This is a genomic window from Streptoverticillium reticulum (assembly GCF_047456005.1).
In the GTDB taxonomy this organism is placed as follows: domain Bacteria; phylum Actinomycetota; class Actinomycetes; order Streptomycetales; family Streptomycetaceae; genus Streptomyces; species Streptomyces reticulum.
Genome location: NZ_CP179755.1, coordinates 6,721,727 through 6,738,135 on the forward strand (window position 1 = coordinate 6,721,727; position 16,409 = coordinate 6,738,135).

General features: G+C 71.9%; 18 protein-coding genes. 17 read left to right on the plus strand and 1 reads right to left on the minus strand.

All coding sequences use genetic code 11. The features are described 5' to 3' along the window. The first annotated feature begins 25 nt into the window (after positions 1-25). The 15 genes from rpsD (at position 26) to nusB (ending at position 13,937) form a co-directional block, all read left to right on the plus strand. Positions 26-640: a 30S ribosomal protein S4 gene (gene rpsD / locus ACMATS_RS30995; RefSeq protein ID WP_336414362.1), complete on the plus strand. Its 615-nt coding sequence runs from the start codon at positions 26-28 to the stop codon at positions 638-640. A 198-nt stretch (positions 641-838) separates the two neighbouring features. Further along, the gene (locus tag ACMATS_RS31000; RefSeq protein WP_336414363.1) at positions 839-1,270 is read left to right on the plus strand and encodes a DUF948 domain-containing protein; all 432 of its coding nucleotides are present in this window, start codon (positions 839-841) and stop codon (positions 1,268-1,270) included. 8 nt (positions 1,271-1,278) lie between these two features. After that, a complete protein-coding gene (locus ACMATS_RS31005; RefSeq protein ID WP_390779063.1) occupies positions 1,279-1,635 on the plus strand; it encodes a DUF6167 family protein in 357 nt (118 codons plus the stop codon). Beyond that, a complete protein-coding gene (alaS, locus tag ACMATS_RS31010) occupies positions 1,635-4,304 on the plus strand; it encodes an alanine--tRNA ligase (protein ID WP_414169748.1) in 2,670 nt (889 codons plus the stop codon). The genes ACMATS_RS31005 and alaS overlap by 1 nt, the downstream gene beginning before the upstream one ends. A gap of 5 nt (positions 4,305-4,309) precedes the next feature. Continuing rightward, entirely contained in the window at positions 4,310-4,774 is a 465-nt protein-coding gene (gene ruvX, locus ACMATS_RS31015) for a Holliday junction resolvase RuvX (RefSeq protein ID WP_390779065.1), read from the plus strand. Between the two features lie 134 nt (positions 4,775-4,908). Then, a complete protein-coding gene (gene mltG / locus ACMATS_RS31020) occupies positions 4,909-6,555 on the plus strand; it encodes an endolytic transglycosylase MltG (RefSeq protein WP_414169749.1) in 1,647 nt (548 codons plus the stop codon). Further along, complete coding sequence (locus ACMATS_RS31025; protein ID WP_414169750.1) at positions 6,552-7,397, plus strand: shikimate dehydrogenase; 846 nt, start codon at positions 6,552-6,554, stop codon at positions 7,395-7,397. Before mltG ends, ACMATS_RS31025 begins: the two co-directional genes overlap by 4 nt. 139 nt (positions 7,398-7,536) lie before the next feature. Beyond that, a complete protein-coding gene (aroC, locus tag ACMATS_RS31030; protein ID WP_390779068.1) occupies positions 7,537-8,721 on the plus strand; it encodes a chorismate synthase in 1,185 nt (394 codons plus the stop codon). Beyond that, positions 8,718-9,251 (plus strand): shikimate kinase, encoded by a 534-nt coding sequence (locus ACMATS_RS31035; RefSeq protein WP_390779069.1) that lies wholly within the window; start codon positions 8,718-8,720, stop codon positions 9,249-9,251. Before aroC ends, ACMATS_RS31035 begins: the two co-directional genes overlap by 4 nt. Positions 9,252-9,258: 7 nt before the next feature. Next, positions 9,259-10,347, plus strand: a complete 1,089-nt coding sequence (aroB, locus tag ACMATS_RS31040) for a 3-dehydroquinate synthase (RefSeq protein WP_391154318.1) — start codon at positions 9,259-9,261, stop codon at positions 10,345-10,347. Next, complete coding sequence (aroQ, locus tag ACMATS_RS31045) at positions 10,344-10,784, plus strand: type II 3-dehydroquinate dehydratase (protein ID WP_390779071.1); 441 nt, start codon at positions 10,344-10,346, stop codon at positions 10,782-10,784. The genes aroB and aroQ overlap by 4 nt, the downstream gene beginning before the upstream one ends. Positions 10,785-10,915: 131 nt before the next feature. Next, the gene (locus tag ACMATS_RS31050) at positions 10,916-11,683 is read left to right on the plus strand and encodes an AAA family ATPase (protein WP_390779072.1); all 768 of its coding nucleotides are present in this window, start codon (positions 10,916-10,918) and stop codon (positions 11,681-11,683) included. A gap of 87 nt (positions 11,684-11,770) precedes the next feature. Further along, positions 11,771-12,880, plus strand: a complete 1,110-nt coding sequence (locus ACMATS_RS31055; protein WP_390779073.1) for an aminopeptidase P family protein — start codon at positions 11,771-11,773, stop codon at positions 12,878-12,880. A 50-nt stretch (positions 12,881-12,930) separates the two neighbouring features. Continuing rightward, positions 12,931-13,497: an elongation factor P gene (gene efp, locus ACMATS_RS31060; RefSeq protein WP_336414375.1), complete on the plus strand. Its 567-nt coding sequence runs from the start codon at positions 12,931-12,933 to the stop codon at positions 13,495-13,497. 2 nt (positions 13,498-13,499) lie between these two features. Continuing rightward, entirely contained in the window at positions 13,500-13,937 is a 438-nt protein-coding gene (gene nusB, locus ACMATS_RS31065; RefSeq protein ID WP_390779074.1) for a transcription antitermination factor NusB, read from the plus strand. 91 nt (positions 13,938-14,028) lie between these two features. On the opposite strand, the gene bldD is transcribed toward nusB, so the two are convergent. Next, positions 14,029-14,529 (minus strand): transcriptional regulator BldD, encoded by a 501-nt coding sequence (bldD, locus tag ACMATS_RS31070; protein WP_171084876.1) that lies wholly within the window; start codon positions 14,527-14,529, stop codon positions 14,029-14,031. 219 nt (positions 14,530-14,748) lie between these two features. Here bldD and pyrR point away from each other — a divergent pair, with 219 nt between their 5' ends. Then, entirely contained in the window at positions 14,749-15,330 is a 582-nt protein-coding gene (pyrR, locus tag ACMATS_RS31075) for a bifunctional pyr operon transcriptional regulator/uracil phosphoribosyltransferase PyrR (protein WP_414169751.1), read from the plus strand. Positions 15,331-15,422: 92 nt separating this feature from the next. Further along, the gene (locus ACMATS_RS31080) at positions 15,423-16,409 is read left to right on the plus strand and encodes an aspartate carbamoyltransferase catalytic subunit (RefSeq protein ID WP_414169752.1); all 987 of its coding nucleotides are present in this window, start codon (positions 15,423-15,425) and stop codon (positions 16,407-16,409) included.

Consider the following 16,409-nt stretch of genomic DNA (forward strand, 5'->3'; position numbering starts at 1 on the left):
AACCTACAACGGAGGTCTGGAGAACGTGCCTAACCAGTCGCGTCCCAAGGTCAAGAAGTCCCGTGCGCTCGGCATCGCCCTGACGCCGAAGGCCGTCAAGTACTTCGAGGCCCGCCCCTACCCGCCGGGCGAGCACGGCCGTGGCCGCAAGCAGAACTCGGACTACAAGGTCCGTCTGCTCGAGAAGCAGCGTCTGCGCGCCCAGTACGACATCAGCGAGCGCCAGATGGCCCGCGCCTACGACCGCGCCAAGAAGGCCGAGGGCAAGACGGGTGAGGCCCTGGTGGTCGAGCTCGAGCGCCGCCTCGACGCCCTGGTCCTGCGTTCGGGCATCGCCCGCACCATCTACCAGGCCCGTCAGATGGTCGTCCACGGCCACATCGAGGTCAACGGTGGCAAGGTCGACAAGCCGTCCTTCCGCGTCCGTCCCGACGACGTCGTGATGGTCCGCGAGCGCAGCCGCGCCAAGGCCCTCTTCGAGACGGCCCGCGCCGGTGGCTTCGCCGCCGAGGGTGAGACCCCGCGCTACCTCCAGGTCAACCTGGCCGCGCTGGCCTTCCGCCTGGACCGTGAGCCGAACCGCAAGGAGATCCCCGTGATCTGCGACGAGCAGCTCGTCGTCGAGTACTACGCCCGTTGATCCGGTCGTAGAGCTCTCCTTCTGCTCAGCCCGTCGTCTCTCCGGCCCCTGTGGCCGGCGAGCCGGCGGGCTTGTGCGTTCCCGGAGCTCTTCGCGCAGGCCCCGAGCGCGCGGTAATGCGGTACGGGCCCGCAGGTCCGGCGCGATAAGGTCGGAACCCGACGTTTGGTGAGATGCAACAGCAGGGAGCGGTGCAGCGTGTCCGGTGGAGAAGTGGCCGGGATCCTCGTGGCCGTCTTCTGGGCGATCCTCGTCTCGTTCATCGCCCTGGTCCTGGTCCGCCTCGCGCAGACGCTGAAGGCCGCCACCGCGCTGGTCGCCGAGGTCACCGAGCAGGCCGTGCCGCTGCTGGCCGACGCCTCCGCGACCGTGCGCTCCGCCAACACCCAGCTGGCTCGTGTCGACTCGATCGCCGCGGACGTCCAGGAGGTCACGGCCAACGCCTCGGCGCTGTCCTCGACCGTCTCCTCCGCCTTCGGCGGGCCGCTGGTCAAGGTCGCGGCCTTCGGCTACGGCGTCCGCCGCGCGATGGGCCGCCGTGACCGTGACGCACCGCAGAGCACCGTCTTCGTCGGCAAGAGCCTGCCGTCCGCCCGGCGCGGCAGCCGCCGTACCCGTGGGAAGGGTTGACCCCAGAAATGTTTCGCCGCGCCTTCTGGTTCACCACCGGTGTAGCCGCCGGTGTGTGGGCCACGACCAAGGTCAACCGCACGCTGAACAAGCTCACGCCGGAGAGCCTGGCCCTGCAGGCCGCGGACCGCGCGGTCATCGCGGGCCGCCGGGTCAAGCTCTTCGCGCTGGACGTCGCCGACGGCATGGCGCACCGCGAGGCGGCGCTCAAGGACGCGCTCGGGCTGAGCGCCCCGGAGCCGGAGCCCGGGCACCGTGCGCTGCCCGGCCAGCGTCCGCAGGCCGCCCTCGGCCGGCAGTACCCCAAGCACCACACGCAGCACACCTACAACTCGACCAACTCGACTCGGAATGAGGACCACTGATGGAGTCGGCTGAAATCCGCCGCCGCTGGCTGCGCTTCTTCGAGGAGCGCGGGCACACCGTCGTGCCGTCGGCGTCGCTCATCGCGGACGACCCGACCCTGCTGCTGGTCCCCGCGGGCATGGTGCCCTTCAAGCCCTACTTCCTGGGCGAGGTCAAGCCGCCCTTCCCGCGCGCCACGAGCGTGCAGAAGTGCGTCCGCACGCCGGACATCGAGGAGGTCGGCAAGACCACCCGGCACGGCACGTTCTTCCAGATGTGCGGCAACTTCTCCTTCGGCGACTACTTCAAGGAAGGGGCCATCAAGCTCGCCTGGGAGCTGCTGACGTCGCCGGTCGCCGACGGCGGCTTCGGCCTGGAGCCGGAGAAGCTCTGGATCACCGTCTACCAGGACGACGACGAGGCCGAGCAGATCTGGCGGGACGTCGTGGGCGTCCCCGCCGAGCGCATCCAGCGCCTGGGCAAGAAGGACAACTTCTGGTCCATGGGCGTCCCCGGCCCCTGCGGCCCCTGCTCCGAGATCAACTACGACCGCGGCCCCGAGTTCGGCGTCGAGGGCGGCCCGGCCGTCAACGACGAGCGGTACGTGGAGATCTGGAACCTGGTCTTCATGCAGTACGAGCGCGGTGAGGGCGCCGGCAAGGAGGAGTTCCCGATCCTCGGGGACCTGCCGAGCAAGAACATCGACACCGGTCTCGGCCTCGAGCGCCTGGCGATGATCCTGCAGGGCGTGCAGAACATGTACGAGACCGACACCCTGCGCGTCGTGATGGACAAGGCCACCGAGCTGACCGGCGTCCGCTACGGCGCCGCCCCGGACACGGACGTCTCCCTGCGCGTGGTCGCCGACCACATGCGCACCTCCACCATGCTCATCGGCGACGGCGTCACCCCCGGCAACGAGGGCCGCGGCTACGTCCTGCGCCGCATCATGCGCCGCGCCATCCGCAACATGCGCCTGATGGGCGCCACCGGCCCGGTCGTCGGCGAGCTCGTCGACACCGTCATCACGACGATGGGGCAGCAGTACCCGGAGCTGGAGACGGACCGCAAGCGCATCGAGACCGTCGCGCTCGCCGAGGAGGCCGCCTTCCTCAAGACCCTCAAGGCCGGCACCAACATCCTCGACTCGGCCGTCACCGAGACCAAGGCCGCCGGCGGCACCGTCCTGGCCGGCGAGAAGGCCTTCCTGCTCCACGACACCTGGGGCTTCCCGATCGACCTCACCCTCGAGATGGCCGCCGAGCAGGGCCTCTCGGTGGACGAGCCCGGTTTCCGCCGCCTGATGAAGGAGCAGCGGGACCGCGCCAAGGCCGATGCCATGGTGAAGAAGAGCGGCCACGCCGACCTCTCCGCCTACCGCATCCTGGCCGACGAGTCCGGCGAGACCGCCTTCACGGGCTACTCGCACACCGAGAACGAGGCCACGGTCGTCGGTCTGCTGGTGGACGGCGTGCCCTCGCCCGCCGCCACCGAGGGCGACGAGATCGAGGTCGTCCTCGACCGCACCCCCTTCTACGCCGAGGGCGGCGGCCAGCTCGCCGACCAGGGCCGCATCAAGCTCGACAACGGCGCGGTCATCGAGGTCCGCGACGTGCAGAAGCCGGTTCCGGGCGTCAGCGTGCACAAGGGCGTCGTCCAGGTCGGCGAGGTCACGCTCGGCGCATCCGCCTACGCCGCCATCGATGTGACGCGCCGTCGGGCCATCGCCCGCGCCCACAGCGCCACCCACCTCACCCACCAGGCGCTGCGCGACGCCCTGGGCCCGACGGCCGCCCAGGCCGGTTCGGAGAACTCGCCCGGCCGCTTCCGCTTCGACTTCGGCTCGCCCGCCGCCGTTCCCGGCACGGTGCTCACCGACGTCGAGCAGAAGATCAACGAGGTCCTCTCCCGTGAACTCGACGTCCACGCCGAGGTCATGAGCCTGGACGAGGCCAAGAAGGCCGGTGCCATCGCCGAGTTCGGCGAGAAGTACGGCGAGCGCGTGCGCGTCGTGACCATCGGCGACTTCTCCAAGGAGCTGTGCGGCGGTACGCACGTCGCCAACACCGCCCAGCTGGGCCTGGTGAAGCTGCTCGGCGAGTCCTCGATCGGCTCCGGCGTGCGCCGCGTCGAGGCCCTGGTCGGTGCCGACGCCTACAACTTCCTGGCCAGGGAGCACACGGTCGTCGCCCAGCTGACCGAGCTGGTCAAGGGCCGCCCGGAGGAGCTGCCGGAGAAGATCTCCGGGATGCTCGCCAAGCTCCGCGAGGCCGAGAAGGAGATCGAGCGCTTCCGCGCCGAGAAGGTCCTGCAGGCCGCCGCCGGTCTGGCCGCGGGCGCCAAGGACGTCCGCGGCGTGGCCCTGGTGACCGGGCAGGTGGCCGACGGCACGGGCGCCGACGACCTGCGCAAGCTGGTCCTCGACGTGCGCGGCCGGATCAACGGCGGCCGCCCGGCCGTGGTGGCCCTGTTCACGGTGGCCAACGGCCGTCCGCTGACGGTGATCGCCACCAACGACGCCGCCCGCGAGCGCGGTCTGAAGGCCGGCGACCTGGTGCGCACGGCCGCCAAGACCCTCGGCGGCGGTGGCGGCGGCAAGCCGGACGTCGCCCAAGGCGGCGGCCAGAACCCGGAGGCCGTCGGCGAGGCCATGGCCGCCGTCGAGCGTCTCGTCACGGAAGCGGCCTGATCGCGGTGCGACGCGGCAGGCGTATCGCCGTGGATGTCGGGGACGCCCGGATCGGGGTCGCCTCGTGCGACCCCGACGGGGTCCTCGCCACCCCGGTGGAGACCGTTCCCGGCCGGGACATCCCGCAGGCCCACAAGCGGCTGGCGGCGATCGTCGCCGAGTACGAGCCCCTCGAAGTCGTCGTCGGCCTGCCCCGCTCGCTCAGCGGGCGGGAGGGTCCGGCGGCCGCCAAGGTGCGGACCTTCGCCAAGGAGATGGCCCGGCGCATCGCGCCGGTCCCGGTCCGGCTGGTCGACGAGCGGATGACAACCGTCACAGCGGCACAGGGCCTGCGCGCCTCGGGCGTCAGTTCCAAGAAGGGCCGGTCGGTGGTGGATCAGGCCGCAGCCGTGGTGATTCTCCAGAACGCCCTGGAGACCGAGAAGGTCTCGGGGCGTCCCCCGGGCGAGACCGTCGACGTGGTCATCTGATCGCAATACGGTAACGTTCCGCGCGACATGGCAGCTGTTCGAATCTCTGCCGGGCAGGACGAGATATCGGACTCGCGCTCCGCGAGGCATCGAAGGGCGCTCATCGGCTGCCGCTGTGCGGCTCTAGGGGATAGATGACTGAGTACGGCCGGGGTCCCGGCTCCCAACCGTGGCACCCCGAGGACCCCCTGTACGGGGACCAGGGGTACGCCGGGCAGCAGTACGCCGCGCAGCAGCAGGTGCAGCAGCCCCCCTACGGTCAGCAGCACTACCCCGGTCAGCAGCAGTACGGCTGGGACCCCTCGCAGGACACGGGGGGTCCCTACGCCGCACAGCCCGGCGCGGCCCCGTACACGGAACAGCAGACCGGCCAGTACCAGGAGCAGCACACCGGCCAGTACCCGGTCGGCCATGCCGTGGAGCAGGCGGACCATTACGGCCACACCGACCCCTACCCGCCGCAGCACCAGGAGCAGGTGCCGCACCAGGAACAGGTGCCCCACCAGGAACAGACGGGACAGCATCAGGTCCCGTACGTGGGCGAGCAGCGCACCGCCGAGGCGGAGCCCGCGGACGACCGGATCTCCCTCTTCGACGACCCGGCCGAGGCCCCGGCAGTCCCCGCCGGCGACGAGGACGTGGACGGGGACGAGGGGGCCGGGGGGCGCAAGCGCGGCCGGGAGCGGCGCACCAAGCAGCCCAAGAAGCGCCGCAGTGGCACGGCCTGTCTGCTGGTCGCCGTGGTGCTGGTCGGCGGCGTGGGCGGCCTGGGGTACCTGGGGTACGACTACTGGCAGGCCAACTTCGGCCCCGCGCCCGACTTCGAGGGCGAGGGGAACGGCCAGGTCCAGGTGGTGATCCCCAAGGGGTCGAGCCTGACCCAGATGGGCCAGATCCTGGAGAAGAACGGCGTCGTCAAGAGCGCCCGAGGGTTCGCCGAGGCGGCCGACAAGAGCGCCAAGGGCAAGGGCATCCAGCCGGGCACCTACAGCCTGCGCAAGGAGATGTCGGCGCAGGCGGCCATCGAGATGATGAGCGACAACACCAACTTCCTCACCTTCGGCGAGGGCACCCGGGCCGTCGACGTCTACACGGCGATCGACAAGAAGCTCGACCTCAAGCCGGGCACGACCAAGGACGTCGCGAAGGACCAGGCGAAGAACCTGGGGCTGCCGGCCTGGGCGAACGACGACCCGAAGATCAAGGACCCGCTGGAGGGCTTCCTCTTCCCGTCGCAGTACAACGCGGGCAAGGGCACCAAGCCGGAGGACATCCTGCGCCAGATGGTGGCCCGCGCGAAGGACAACTACGCGCAGCAGGACCTGGACGGCAAGGCCAAGGAACTCGGCCTGAAATCGCCGATGCAGCTCGTCACCGTGGCCAGCCTGGTCCAGGCGGAGGGCGTGACGCACGACGACTTCCGCAAGATGGCGCGGGTCGTCTACAACCGCCTCAAGCCCACCAACACCGAGACGAACGGCAAGCTGCAGTTCGACTCGACCTTCAACTACCTCAAGAACCAGAGCAAGATCAACATCGGCACGGCAGAGATCCACTCCGACCAGGACCCGTACAACACCTATGTGCACAAGGGCCTGCCGCCCGGCCCCATCGGCAACCCGGGCATGGTGGCCCTGCAGGCGGCCATGGACCCGGAGCCGGGGGACTGGTACTACTTCGTCTCCATCGACGGCAAGACGCAGTTCGCCAACACCCTCGCCGAGCACGACAAGCTCGTCCGCGAGTTCAACGACAGCCAGAAAAAGAAGAAGCAGGGATGAGTGACCTGACGCAGCACCGCCGCCGCGCGGCGGTGCTCGGTTCGCCGATCGCCCACTCGCTCTCCCCGGTGCTGCACCGGGCCGCCTATGCGGAACTGGGCCTGCAGGACTGGACGTACGACCGCTTCGAGGTCGACGAGGCCGCGCTGCCCGCGTTCCTGGCGGGGCTCGGCGGCGAGTGGGCCGGGCTGTCGCTGACCATGCCGCTCAAGCGCGCGGTCATCCCGCTGCTGGACGAGGTCAGCGCCACCGCCCGCTCGGTGGAGGCCGTCAACACCGTCGTGTTCACCGAGGACGGCCGGCGCCTCGGCGACAACACCGACATCCCCGGCATCGCGGCCGCCCTGCGCGAGCGGGGCATCGAGAAGACCGGCTGCGCCGCCGTCCTCGGCGCCGGGGCCACCGCCTCCTCCGCCCTCGCCGCGCTCGCCCGCATCTGCACCGGCGAGGTCACCGTCTACGTCCGCAGCGCGGAGCGCGCCGCCGAGATGCGGCAGTGGGGCGAGCGGCTCGGTGTCGCCGTGCGCACGGCGGACTGGGCGGACGCCGCCGAGGCCTTCGCCGCCCCGCTGGTCGTGGCCACCACCCCCGCCGGCGCCACCGACGCCCTGGCCGCCGCCGTGCCCGAGCGGCCCGGCACGCTCTTCGACGTGCTCTACGAGCCGTGGCCGACCCCGCTGGCCGCCGCGTGGCAGCAGCGCGGCGGCGCGGTCGTCGGCGGCCTGGACCTGCTGGTGCACCAGGCGGTCCTCCAGGTCGAGCAGATGACCGGCCGCACCCCGGCCCCGCTGGCCGCGATGCGCGCCGCGGGCGAGGCGGCGCTGGCCGCCCGCGGCCGCTGACGGCGTCTCGGAACCTGACGCAGTAGGTCCACAAGCTGGACCGGTAACCGGGGGAAAACCCGCGGCATGGGAGGATCGGGGGTGGCGGACCGGGTTGCCGCGGCCGCCACGATCCGAGGCGTGAGCAGGAGGAGTCCCGTTGAGCAGGTTGCGCTGGCTGACCGCAGGAGAGTCGCACGGCCCCGCACTCGTGGCGACGTTGGAGGGCCTTCCCGCCGGCGTGCCGATCACCACCGACATGGTGGCGGACCACCTGGCCCGACGGCGCCTCGGCTATGGACGCGGCGCGCGCATGAAGTTCGAGCGGGACGAGATCACCTTCCTCGGCGGCGTCCGGCACGGCCTCTCCCTCGGCTCCCCGATCGCCGTCATGGTCGGCAACACCGAGTGGCCGAAGTGGGAGCAGGTCATGGCGGCCGACCCCGTCGACCCCGATGAGCTCGCCGCGCTCGCCCGCAACGCCCCGCTCACCCGGCCCCGTCCGGGCCACGCGGACCTGGCGGGCATGCAGAAGTACGGCTTCGACGAGGCCCGGCCGGTGCTGGAGCGGGCCTCGGCCCGGGAGACGGCGGCGCGGGTGGCGCTGGGCGCGGTCGCCCGGTCCTTCCTGAAGGAGACCGCCGGCATCGAGATCGTCTCCCACGTCGTCGAGCTCGCCGCCGCCAAGGCCCCGTACGGCGTGTACCCGAAGCCCTCGGACGTCGAGCGCCTGGACGCCGACCCGGTGCGCTGCCTGGACGCCGAGGCGAGCAAGGCGATGGTCGCCGAGATCGACCAGGCCCACAAGGACGGCGACACCCTCGGCGGCGTCGTCGAGGTCCTGGCCTACGGCGTGCCCGTCGGCCTGGGCTCGCACGTGCACTGGGACCGCCGCCTGGACGCCCGCCTGGCCGCCGCGCTGATGGGCATCCAGGCCATCAAGGGCGTCGAGCTCGGCGACGGCTTCGAGCTGGCGCGGGTGCCCGGCTCCAAGGCGCACGACGAGATCGTGCCCACCGAGGACGGACTCCGCCGCGCCACCGGCCGCTCCGGCGGCACCGAGGGCGGCCTGACGACCGGCGAACTGCTGCGCGTGCGCGCCGCGATGAAGCCGATCGCGACCGTGCCGCGGGCGCTGGCCACCGTCGACGTGACCACCGGCGAGCCGGCCCAGGCGCACCACCAGCGCTCCGACGTCTGCGCGGTCCCCGCGGCCGGCATCGTGGCCGAGGCCATGGTGGCGCTGGTGCTGGCCGACGCGGTGGTGGAGAAGTTCGGCGGCGACAGCGTCGCCGAGACCCGCCGCAACGTCCGCGGCTACCTCGACAACCTGGCCGTCAAGTGACACCGTCCGTCGTCCTGGTGGGCCCGCCGGGAGCCGGCAAGTCCACCGTCGGTGCCCTGCTCGCCGAGCGGCTGGGCACCGGCTACCGGGACACCGACGCCGACATCGAGCGGACGGCCGGCAAGCCCATTCCGGACATCTTCGTCGACGAGGGCGAGCCGTACTTCCGCGAGCTGGAGCGGCAGGCCGTGCGCACCGCCGTGGCCGAGCACCCCGGGGTGCTCGCCCTCGGCGGCGGCGCCGTCATGGACCCCACCACCCGCGCCCTGCTCACCGGCCTGCCCGTGGTCTTCCTCGACGTCGAACTCGCCGACGCCGTGCACCGCGTGGGCCTGGACGCCCCGCGCCCGCTGCTCGCCGTCAACCCGCGCAAGCGCTGGCGCGAGCTGATGGAACAGCGCCGCCCCCTCTACACCGAGGTCGCCAGGGCCGTCGTGGCCACCGGCGGCCGGGCCCCCGCCGAGGTCGCCGACGCCGTGCTCGAGGCGCTCGGACTCCCCGCCGGCCCCACACCGGACATCACGCAGTGAGGAACCCATGACGGACGCCCCCACCCGTATCCAGGTCGCCGGCAGCGCGGGCACCGCGCCGTACGAGGTCCTGGTCGGGCAGCAGCTGCTGGGCGAGCTGCCCACTCTCGTCGGCCCCGCCAAGCGGGTCGCGGTGCTGCACCCCGAGGCCCTCGCCGCGACCGGCGAGGCGCTGTGCGAGGACCTCGCGGCCCAGGGCTACGAGGCCATCGCCATCCAGGTGCCCAACGCCGAGGAGGCCAAGACCGCCGAGGTCGCGGCCTACTGCTGGAAGGCGCTGGGCCAGTCGAACTTCACCCGCACCGACGTGATCGTCGGCGTCGGCGGCGGTGCCACCACCGACCTGGCCGGCTTCGTCGCCGCCACCTGGCTGCGCGGGGTGCGCTGGATCGCCGTGCCCACCACGGTGCTGGGCATGGTCGACGCGGCCGTCGGCGGCAAGACCGGCATCAACACCGCCGAGGGCAAGAACCTCGTCGGCTCCTTCCACCCGCCGGCCGGGGTGCTGTGCGACCTGGCCGCGCTGGAGTCGCTGCCGGTCCACGACTACGTCAGCGGCCTCGCCGAGATCATCAAGGCGGGCTTCATCGCCGACCCCGTCATCCTGGACCTGATCGAGGCGGACCCCGAGGCGGCCCGCACCCCGCAGGGCCCGCACACGGCCGAGCTGATCGAGCGCGCCATCCGGGTCAAGGCCGAGGTCGTCTCCGGCGACCTCAAGGAGGCCGGCCGCCGCGAGATCCTCAACTACGGGCACACCCTCGCCCATGCGATCGAGAAGAACGAGCGCTACAACTGGCGGCACGGCGCGGCCGTCGCCGTCGGCATGGTCTTCGCGGCCGAACTGGGCCGGATCGCAGGCCGGCTGGACGACGCGACCGCCGACCGGCACCGCACGGTGCTGCAGGCGGTGGGCCTGCCCGTCACCTACCGCGGCGACCAGTGGCCCAAGCTGCTGGAGACCATGAAGGTCGACAAGAAGACCCGCGGCGACCGGCTGCGCTTCATCGTCCTGGACGGCCTGGCCAAGCCGGTCGTTCTGGAGGCGCCGGACCCGGCCATGCTGCTGGCCGCGCACGCGGAGATCGCCGCGTGAGCGGCCGCCGGGTGCTCGTGCTGAACGGCCCCAACCTGGGCCGTCTCGGTTCCCGGGAGCCCGACGTCTACGGGTCCACGTCCTACACCGGGCTCGTCAAGGAGTGCGCCGAGCTCGGCGCCGAGCTCGGGTTCGCCGTCGAGGTGCGGGAGACCAACGACGAGGGCGAGCTGATCCGCTGGCTGCACGAGGCCGCGGACGGCTCGGTCCCCGTCGTCATCAACCCCGGTGCGTTCACGCACTACTCGTACGCCATGCGCGACGCGGCCGCCCAGCGCACCGCGCCGCTCATCGAGGTGCACATCTCCAACCCGTACGCGCGCGAGGAGTTCCGGCACACCTCCGTGATCGCGGCGGTCGCCAGCGGCACCGTCGCGGGGTTCGGCATCGGCTCGTACCGGCTCGCACTGCGGGCCCTCGCGGAGCAACTGGCCTGACCCGCGCGGCGCGTCGGGCACTTGGCGCCCGCCCCGGCCGTTGACCCCACTGCGGCCGGGCGGGCGGGCGCGCTCCGGTACTCTCGTCCGGCCGTAGTTGCGGCCCCTTCACAAGACTGGAGTGCCACCGGATGCAGCACGCAGTGGGAGCGCCGCTGCCGCCGCCCCACCCCCCGATGCCGCCGGGCCCCGCCCCGGCGCCCGGCTGGTCCGCGCCCGCGCCCCCTCCGGCGGTGCCGCCGGGACCGCCGCCGTCCTCGCCGCCCGTGCCGTCCGACGGTGCGACCGGGCACTTCGCCCTCGCCCCCGGCCTGCCCGTGCCGCCGCCCGTCGACGCGGCGCACGCCGCCGTGGCCGTGCTGCTCATCGGCCCGGCCGGGGCGGGCAAGACGACGGTCGCCCGGCACTGGGCCGACCGCCGTGCCGTGCCCACCGCCCACATCAGCCTGGACGACGTGCGCGAGTGGGTGCGCTCCGGCTTCGCCGACCCGCAGTCCGGGTGGAACGACAACTCCGAGGCGCAGTACCGCCTCGCCCGCCGCACCTGCGGCTTCGCCGCCCGCAACTTCCTCGCCAACGGCATCTCCTGCATCCTCGACGACGCCGTCTTCCCCGACCGCCCGGTCGTCGGCCTCGGCGGCTGGAAGCGGCACGTCGGCCCCGGCCTGCTGCCGGTCGTCCTGCTGCCGGGTCTGGACGTGGTCCTGGAGCGCAACGCCGAGCGCACCGGGAACCGCCGCCTCGCCGACGAGGAGGTCGCCCGGATCCACGGCCGGATGGCCGGCTGGTACGGCTCGGGGCTGCCGATCATCGACAACTCCCAGCAGGACGTGGCCACCACGGCCCGGCTCCTGGACGAGGCCGTGGCCCGCGTCCTGGCCGGTGCCGCCGCCCGCTGACGGCCCGGGGCCCGCGGGGCCGCCGGAACCGCCCGGTCGGACGCGCTGAACCGGCCGGTCACCGCCGCCGAACGTACGCTCGGAGCCATGTCCGAGGTCTACGCGGCACGCCGCGCGCGGCTGCGCGAGCGCTGTGCGGCGGGCGGCAGCGAGGCCGCCCTGGTGTCCGGCGACGCCAACGTCCGGTATCTGTCGGGCGGCGCGCCGTCCGGGGCCGTCCTGCTCCTCGGCCCCGACCGCGACCTGCTGGTCTGCACGACCGACCCGTACACCGACGCCACCGGCCGCAGCCGGCCCGGCGAGGAGGTCCAGGTCGAGGTGCTGACCGCGCCCGAGGGCGACCCGGCCGTGGCCGCCGCCGAGCGGGCCGGTGCCGCGGGGGCCCGCTCGCTGGCCGTCGAGGAGCACCACTTGACCGTCACCCGCCACCGCGCCCTGCGCTCCGTGGCGCCCGGGCTGCGGCTGGGCGACCTGGGCCCGGCCGTGGAGCAGCAGCGGGTGGTCAAGGACGACGAGGAGATCTCCTGCCTGCGCATCGCCGCGGAGATCGCCGACCAGGCCCTGGGCGAGCTGCTGGAGTCGATACTGGTCGGACGCACCGAGCGGCACCTGGCGCTGGAGCTGGAGCGCCGCCTGGTCGACCACGGCGCGGGCGGCCCGGCCTTCCCCACCTCGGTGGGGGCCGGGCCGAACTCCGGGCTCGCCGGGCACGTGCCCACCGACCGCCGGGTCGAGGAGGGCGATTTCCTCAGCGTCTGCCTGGGAGCCGACTACCGCGGCTACCGCAGCGAGATCGGCCGCACCTTCGTCATCGGCACCTCGCCCGCGGACTGGCAGATCGAGCTGTACGACCAGGTCTTCGCCGCTCAGCGCGCGGGCCGCGAGGCACTGGCGCCGGGCACGCCGTACCGCGACGTGGACCGGGCCGCACGTGTCGTACTGGAGGCGGCCGGCCTGGGAGAACGCACCGGACCGAGGATGGGACACGGCGTGGGTCTGGAAAACGACGAGGACCCGCGGCTGGCGCCGTCGGCCATGGGTAAACTGGACGCTTGCGTGCCGGTCACCGTAGACCCGGGGGTCCACCTCCCGGGGCGGGGCGGCGTCCGGATCGATGACACGCTCGTCGTCCGCCCCGAGGCGGACGGCGGACCCGAGCTACTCACCATTACGACCAAAGAGCTGCTCGCGCTCTGACGGAGCGCATCGCACTCTCTGGTTCCACCAGCCCAGGAGATACCGCAACCGTGGCATCCACGAACGACCTCAAGAACGGCATGGTGCTCAAGCTCGAAGGCGGCCAGCTCTGGTCCGTCGTCGAGTTCCAGCACGTCAAGCCCGGCAAGGGCCCCGCCTTCGTCCGTACGAAGCTGAAGAACGTGCTCTCCGGCAAGGTCGTCGACAAGACCTTCAACGCGGGCGTGAAGGTCGAGACGGCCACTGTCGACCGCCGCGACATGCAGTTCTCCTACATGGACGGCGAGTACTTCGTCTTCATGGACATGCAGACCTACGACCAGCTGATGGTCGACCGCAAGACCGTCGGCGACGCCGCCAACTTCCTGATCGAGGGCTTCACCGCCACCGTCGCCTCGAACGAGGGCTCGGTGCTCTACGTCGAGCTGCCGGCCGCCGTCGAGCTCGTCATCGAGCACACCGAGCCGGGTGTCCAGGGCGACCGCTCCACCGGTGGTTCCAAGCCCGCCAAGCTGGAGACCGGTTACGAGATCCAGGTCCCGCTCTTCATCACCACGGGCGAGAAGATCAAGGTCGACACGCGCACCGGTGATTACCTCGGTCGGGTGAACAGCTAACCGTGGCCGCCCGCAGCAAGGCCCGTAAGCGTGCCTTCCAGATCCTCTTCGAGGCCGACCAGCGCGGCAGCACCGCGCTCGGCGTCCTCGCGGACTGGGTGCGGCACTCCCGGTCCGACGACCGGCAGCCGCCGGTCAACGAGTACACGATGCAGCTGGTCGAGGGCTACGCGAAGCATGTCGCGCGGATCGACGAGCTGATCGCCGCCTATTCGGTCGACTGGCCCCTGGACCGGATGCCGGTCGCCGACCGGAACATCCTGCGGCTCGGCGCGTACGAGCTGATCTGGGAGGACGGCACGCCCGACGCCGTGGCGATCGACGAGGCGGTGCAGCTCGCCAAGGAGTTCTCCACCGACGACTCGCCCGCGTTCGTGAACGGCCTCCTCGGCCGTTTCAAGGAGCTCAAGCCGAGCCTGCGCCGCGACGACGACGCGTAGCCGCAGGCACGAAAACCGCCGGGGGCGGGAAGAACCGAACGGTTCTTCCCGCCCCCGGCGGTTTTACGTTTCTCCCTGAAAAACGAGAAGATCAGACGTCCTCGTGCTGCACGGCGCGGCGGGCGTCCGCGTCGAGCACGCCCCAGCTGATGAGCTGCTCGGTGAGCACCGAGGGCGACTGGTCGTAGATCACTGCAAGGGTGCGCAGGTCGTCCTGGCGGATCGAGAGCACCTTGCCGTTGTAATCGCCGCGCTGGCTCTGGATGGTGGCGGCGTAACGCTGCAGCGGGCCGGCCTTCTCGGCCGGGACGTGGGCGAGCCGCTCCAGGTCCAGGACCAGCTTCGGCGGGGGCTCGGCGGCACCGCCGGGCGTGGTGCCCGGCAGCAGCTCCTGCACGGGCACACCGTAGAAGTCGGCCAGCTCGGCCAGGCGCTGCACGGTCACGGCGCGGTCGCCGCGCTCGTACGAGCCGACCACGACGGCCTTCCAGCGACCCTGGGACTTCTCCTCGACGCCATGGAGGGAGAGGCCCTGCTGGGTGCGGATGGCGCGGAGCTTGGCCCCGAGCTGTTTGGCGTATTCGCTGGACATAAAGCTCCCCGGACGCTGTATGACGTGCGGCTGCCGCCGCGTGTCTGGTAACTCACTGTGAGGTTACGCAGCGTAATCTCACTTCGTCAAGCCGAATGGTCCACCGGCTGGGCCGTCGGTGGTCGCGGCCCGTGCCCGCCGTGGGGCCTGATACGGTGAACAGGTAAATCCGACGTCCTTTAATGTCCGTCCCGTGAGGCGGAGAAGGAGGTCCGTTTCATGGACGCAGTCATTCCTGCGCCGGAACCCGCGCGTGCGGTGCTCGAAGCACCGGACATCGCCCGGGTCCTGACGCGCATTGCCCACGAGATCGACGAGCGCGCCAAGGGCGCCGACGACGTGGTGCTCCTCGGCATCCCCACGCGAGGCGTCTTCCTCGCCCACCGCCTGGCGGTCAAGCTGGAGCAGATCACCGGCAGGACGATGCCGGTCGGCTCCCTCGACATCACCATGTACCGCGACGACCTGCGGATGCGCCCCGCCCGGGCGCTGGCCCGCACGGAGATCCCCGGCGAGGGCATCGACGGCCGCCTGGTGGTCCTCGTCGACGACGTGCTCTTCTCCGGCCGCACCATCCGTGCCGCCCTCGACGCGCTGAACGACATCGGGCGCCCCCGCGCCGTCCAGCTCGCGGTCCTCGTCGACCGCGGCCACCGCGAACTTCCCATCCGTGCCGACTACGTCGGCAAGAACCTCCCCACGTCGCTGCGGGAGACGGTCAAGGTCCAGCTCACCGAGGAGGACGGCCGCGACAGCGTGCTCCTCGGCACGCGCGCGACCGCACCGGCCGACGGGCAGTAGCGACCCCTCGGCGGACCCGGCCTGTCCGGGACCGCGCGGTCGCACGCCCGCACCTCACCCCCGCATATCTCCTCAACCACGGAGCAAACCGGATGAAGCGTCACCTCATCTCGGCCGCCGACCTCTCCCGCGACGACGCCGTCCTGATCCTCGACACCGCCGAGGAGATGGCCCGCGTCGCCGACCGGCCGATCAAGAAGCTGCCCACCCTGCGCGGCCGCACCGTCGTCAACCTCTTCTTCGAGGACTCGACCCGGACCCGCATCTCCTTCGAGGCCGCCGCCAAGCGACTCTCCGCCGACGTCATCAACTTCTCGGCCAAGGGCTCCTCGGTCTCCAAGGGCGAGTCGCTCAAGGACACCGCCCTGACCCTGGAGGCCATGGGCGCCGACGCCGTCGTCATCCGCCACCACGCCTCCGGCGCCCCCTACCGGCTCGCCAACTCCGGCTGGATCGACGGCGCCGTCGTCAACGCCGGTGACGGCACCCACGAGCACCCCACCCAGGCCCTGCTGGACGCCTTCACCATGCGCCGCCGCCTGGTCGGCCCCGACACCGGCCTCGGCAAGGACCTGTCCGGGCGCCGGATCACGATCGTCGGCGACGTGCTGCACAGCCGGGTCGCCCGCTCCAACGTCCACCTGCTGACCACGCTGGGCGCCGAGGTCACCCTCGTCGCGCCGCCCACCCTGGTGCCCGTCGGCGTCGGGAGCTGGCCGTGCGAGGTCTCCTACGACCTCGACCAGGTGCTGCCGAAGTCCGACGCCGTGATGATGCTGCGGGTCCAGCGCGAGCGCATGAACGCCGCGTTCTTCCCGACCGAGCGCGAGTACGCGCGGCGCTACGGCCTGGACGCCGACCGCATGGCGAAGATGCCCGAGCACGCCGTCGTGATGCACCCCGGCCCGATGAACCGCGGCATGGAGATCACCGCCGAGGTCGCCGACTCCGACCGCTGCACGGCCGTCGAGCAGGTCGCCAACGGCGTCTCGACCCGGATGGCCGTCCTCTACCTGCTGCTCGGCGGCTCCGAGCCGGCCGTCACCACGAACAACGCCCGCACCGAGGAGAACAAGTAA

Coding starts and splice junctions, on each gene's coding strand:
- ACMATS_RS31080 (WP_414169752.1), top strand. CDS start 15,423: ATGAAGCGTCACCTCATCTCGGCCGCCGACCTCTCCCGCGACGACGCC.
- bldD (WP_171084876.1), bottom strand. CDS start 14,529: ATGTCCAGCGAATACGCCAAACAGCTCGGGGCCAAGCTCCGCGCCATC.
- ACMATS_RS31050 (WP_390779072.1), top strand. CDS start 10,916: ATGCAGCACGCAGTGGGAGCGCCGCTGCCGCCGCCCCACCCCCCGATG.
- aroB (WP_391154318.1), top strand. CDS start 9,259: ATGACGGACGCCCCCACCCGTATCCAGGTCGCCGGCAGCGCGGGCACC.
- ACMATS_RS31025 (WP_414169750.1), top strand. CDS start 6,552: ATGAGTGACCTGACGCAGCACCGCCGCCGCGCGGCGGTGCTCGGTTCG.
- pyrR (WP_414169751.1), top strand. CDS start 14,749: ATGGACGCAGTCATTCCTGCGCCGGAACCCGCGCGTGCGGTGCTCGAA.
- ACMATS_RS31055 (WP_390779073.1), top strand. CDS start 11,771: ATGTCCGAGGTCTACGCGGCACGCCGCGCGCGGCTGCGCGAGCGCTGT.
- ACMATS_RS31005 (WP_390779063.1), top strand. CDS start 1,279: ATGTTTCGCCGCGCCTTCTGGTTCACCACCGGTGTAGCCGCCGGTGTG.
- mltG (WP_414169749.1), top strand. CDS start 4,909: ATGACTGAGTACGGCCGGGGTCCCGGCTCCCAACCGTGGCACCCCGAG.
- alaS (WP_414169748.1), top strand. CDS start 1,635: ATGGAGTCGGCTGAAATCCGCCGCCGCTGGCTGCGCTTCTTCGAGGAG.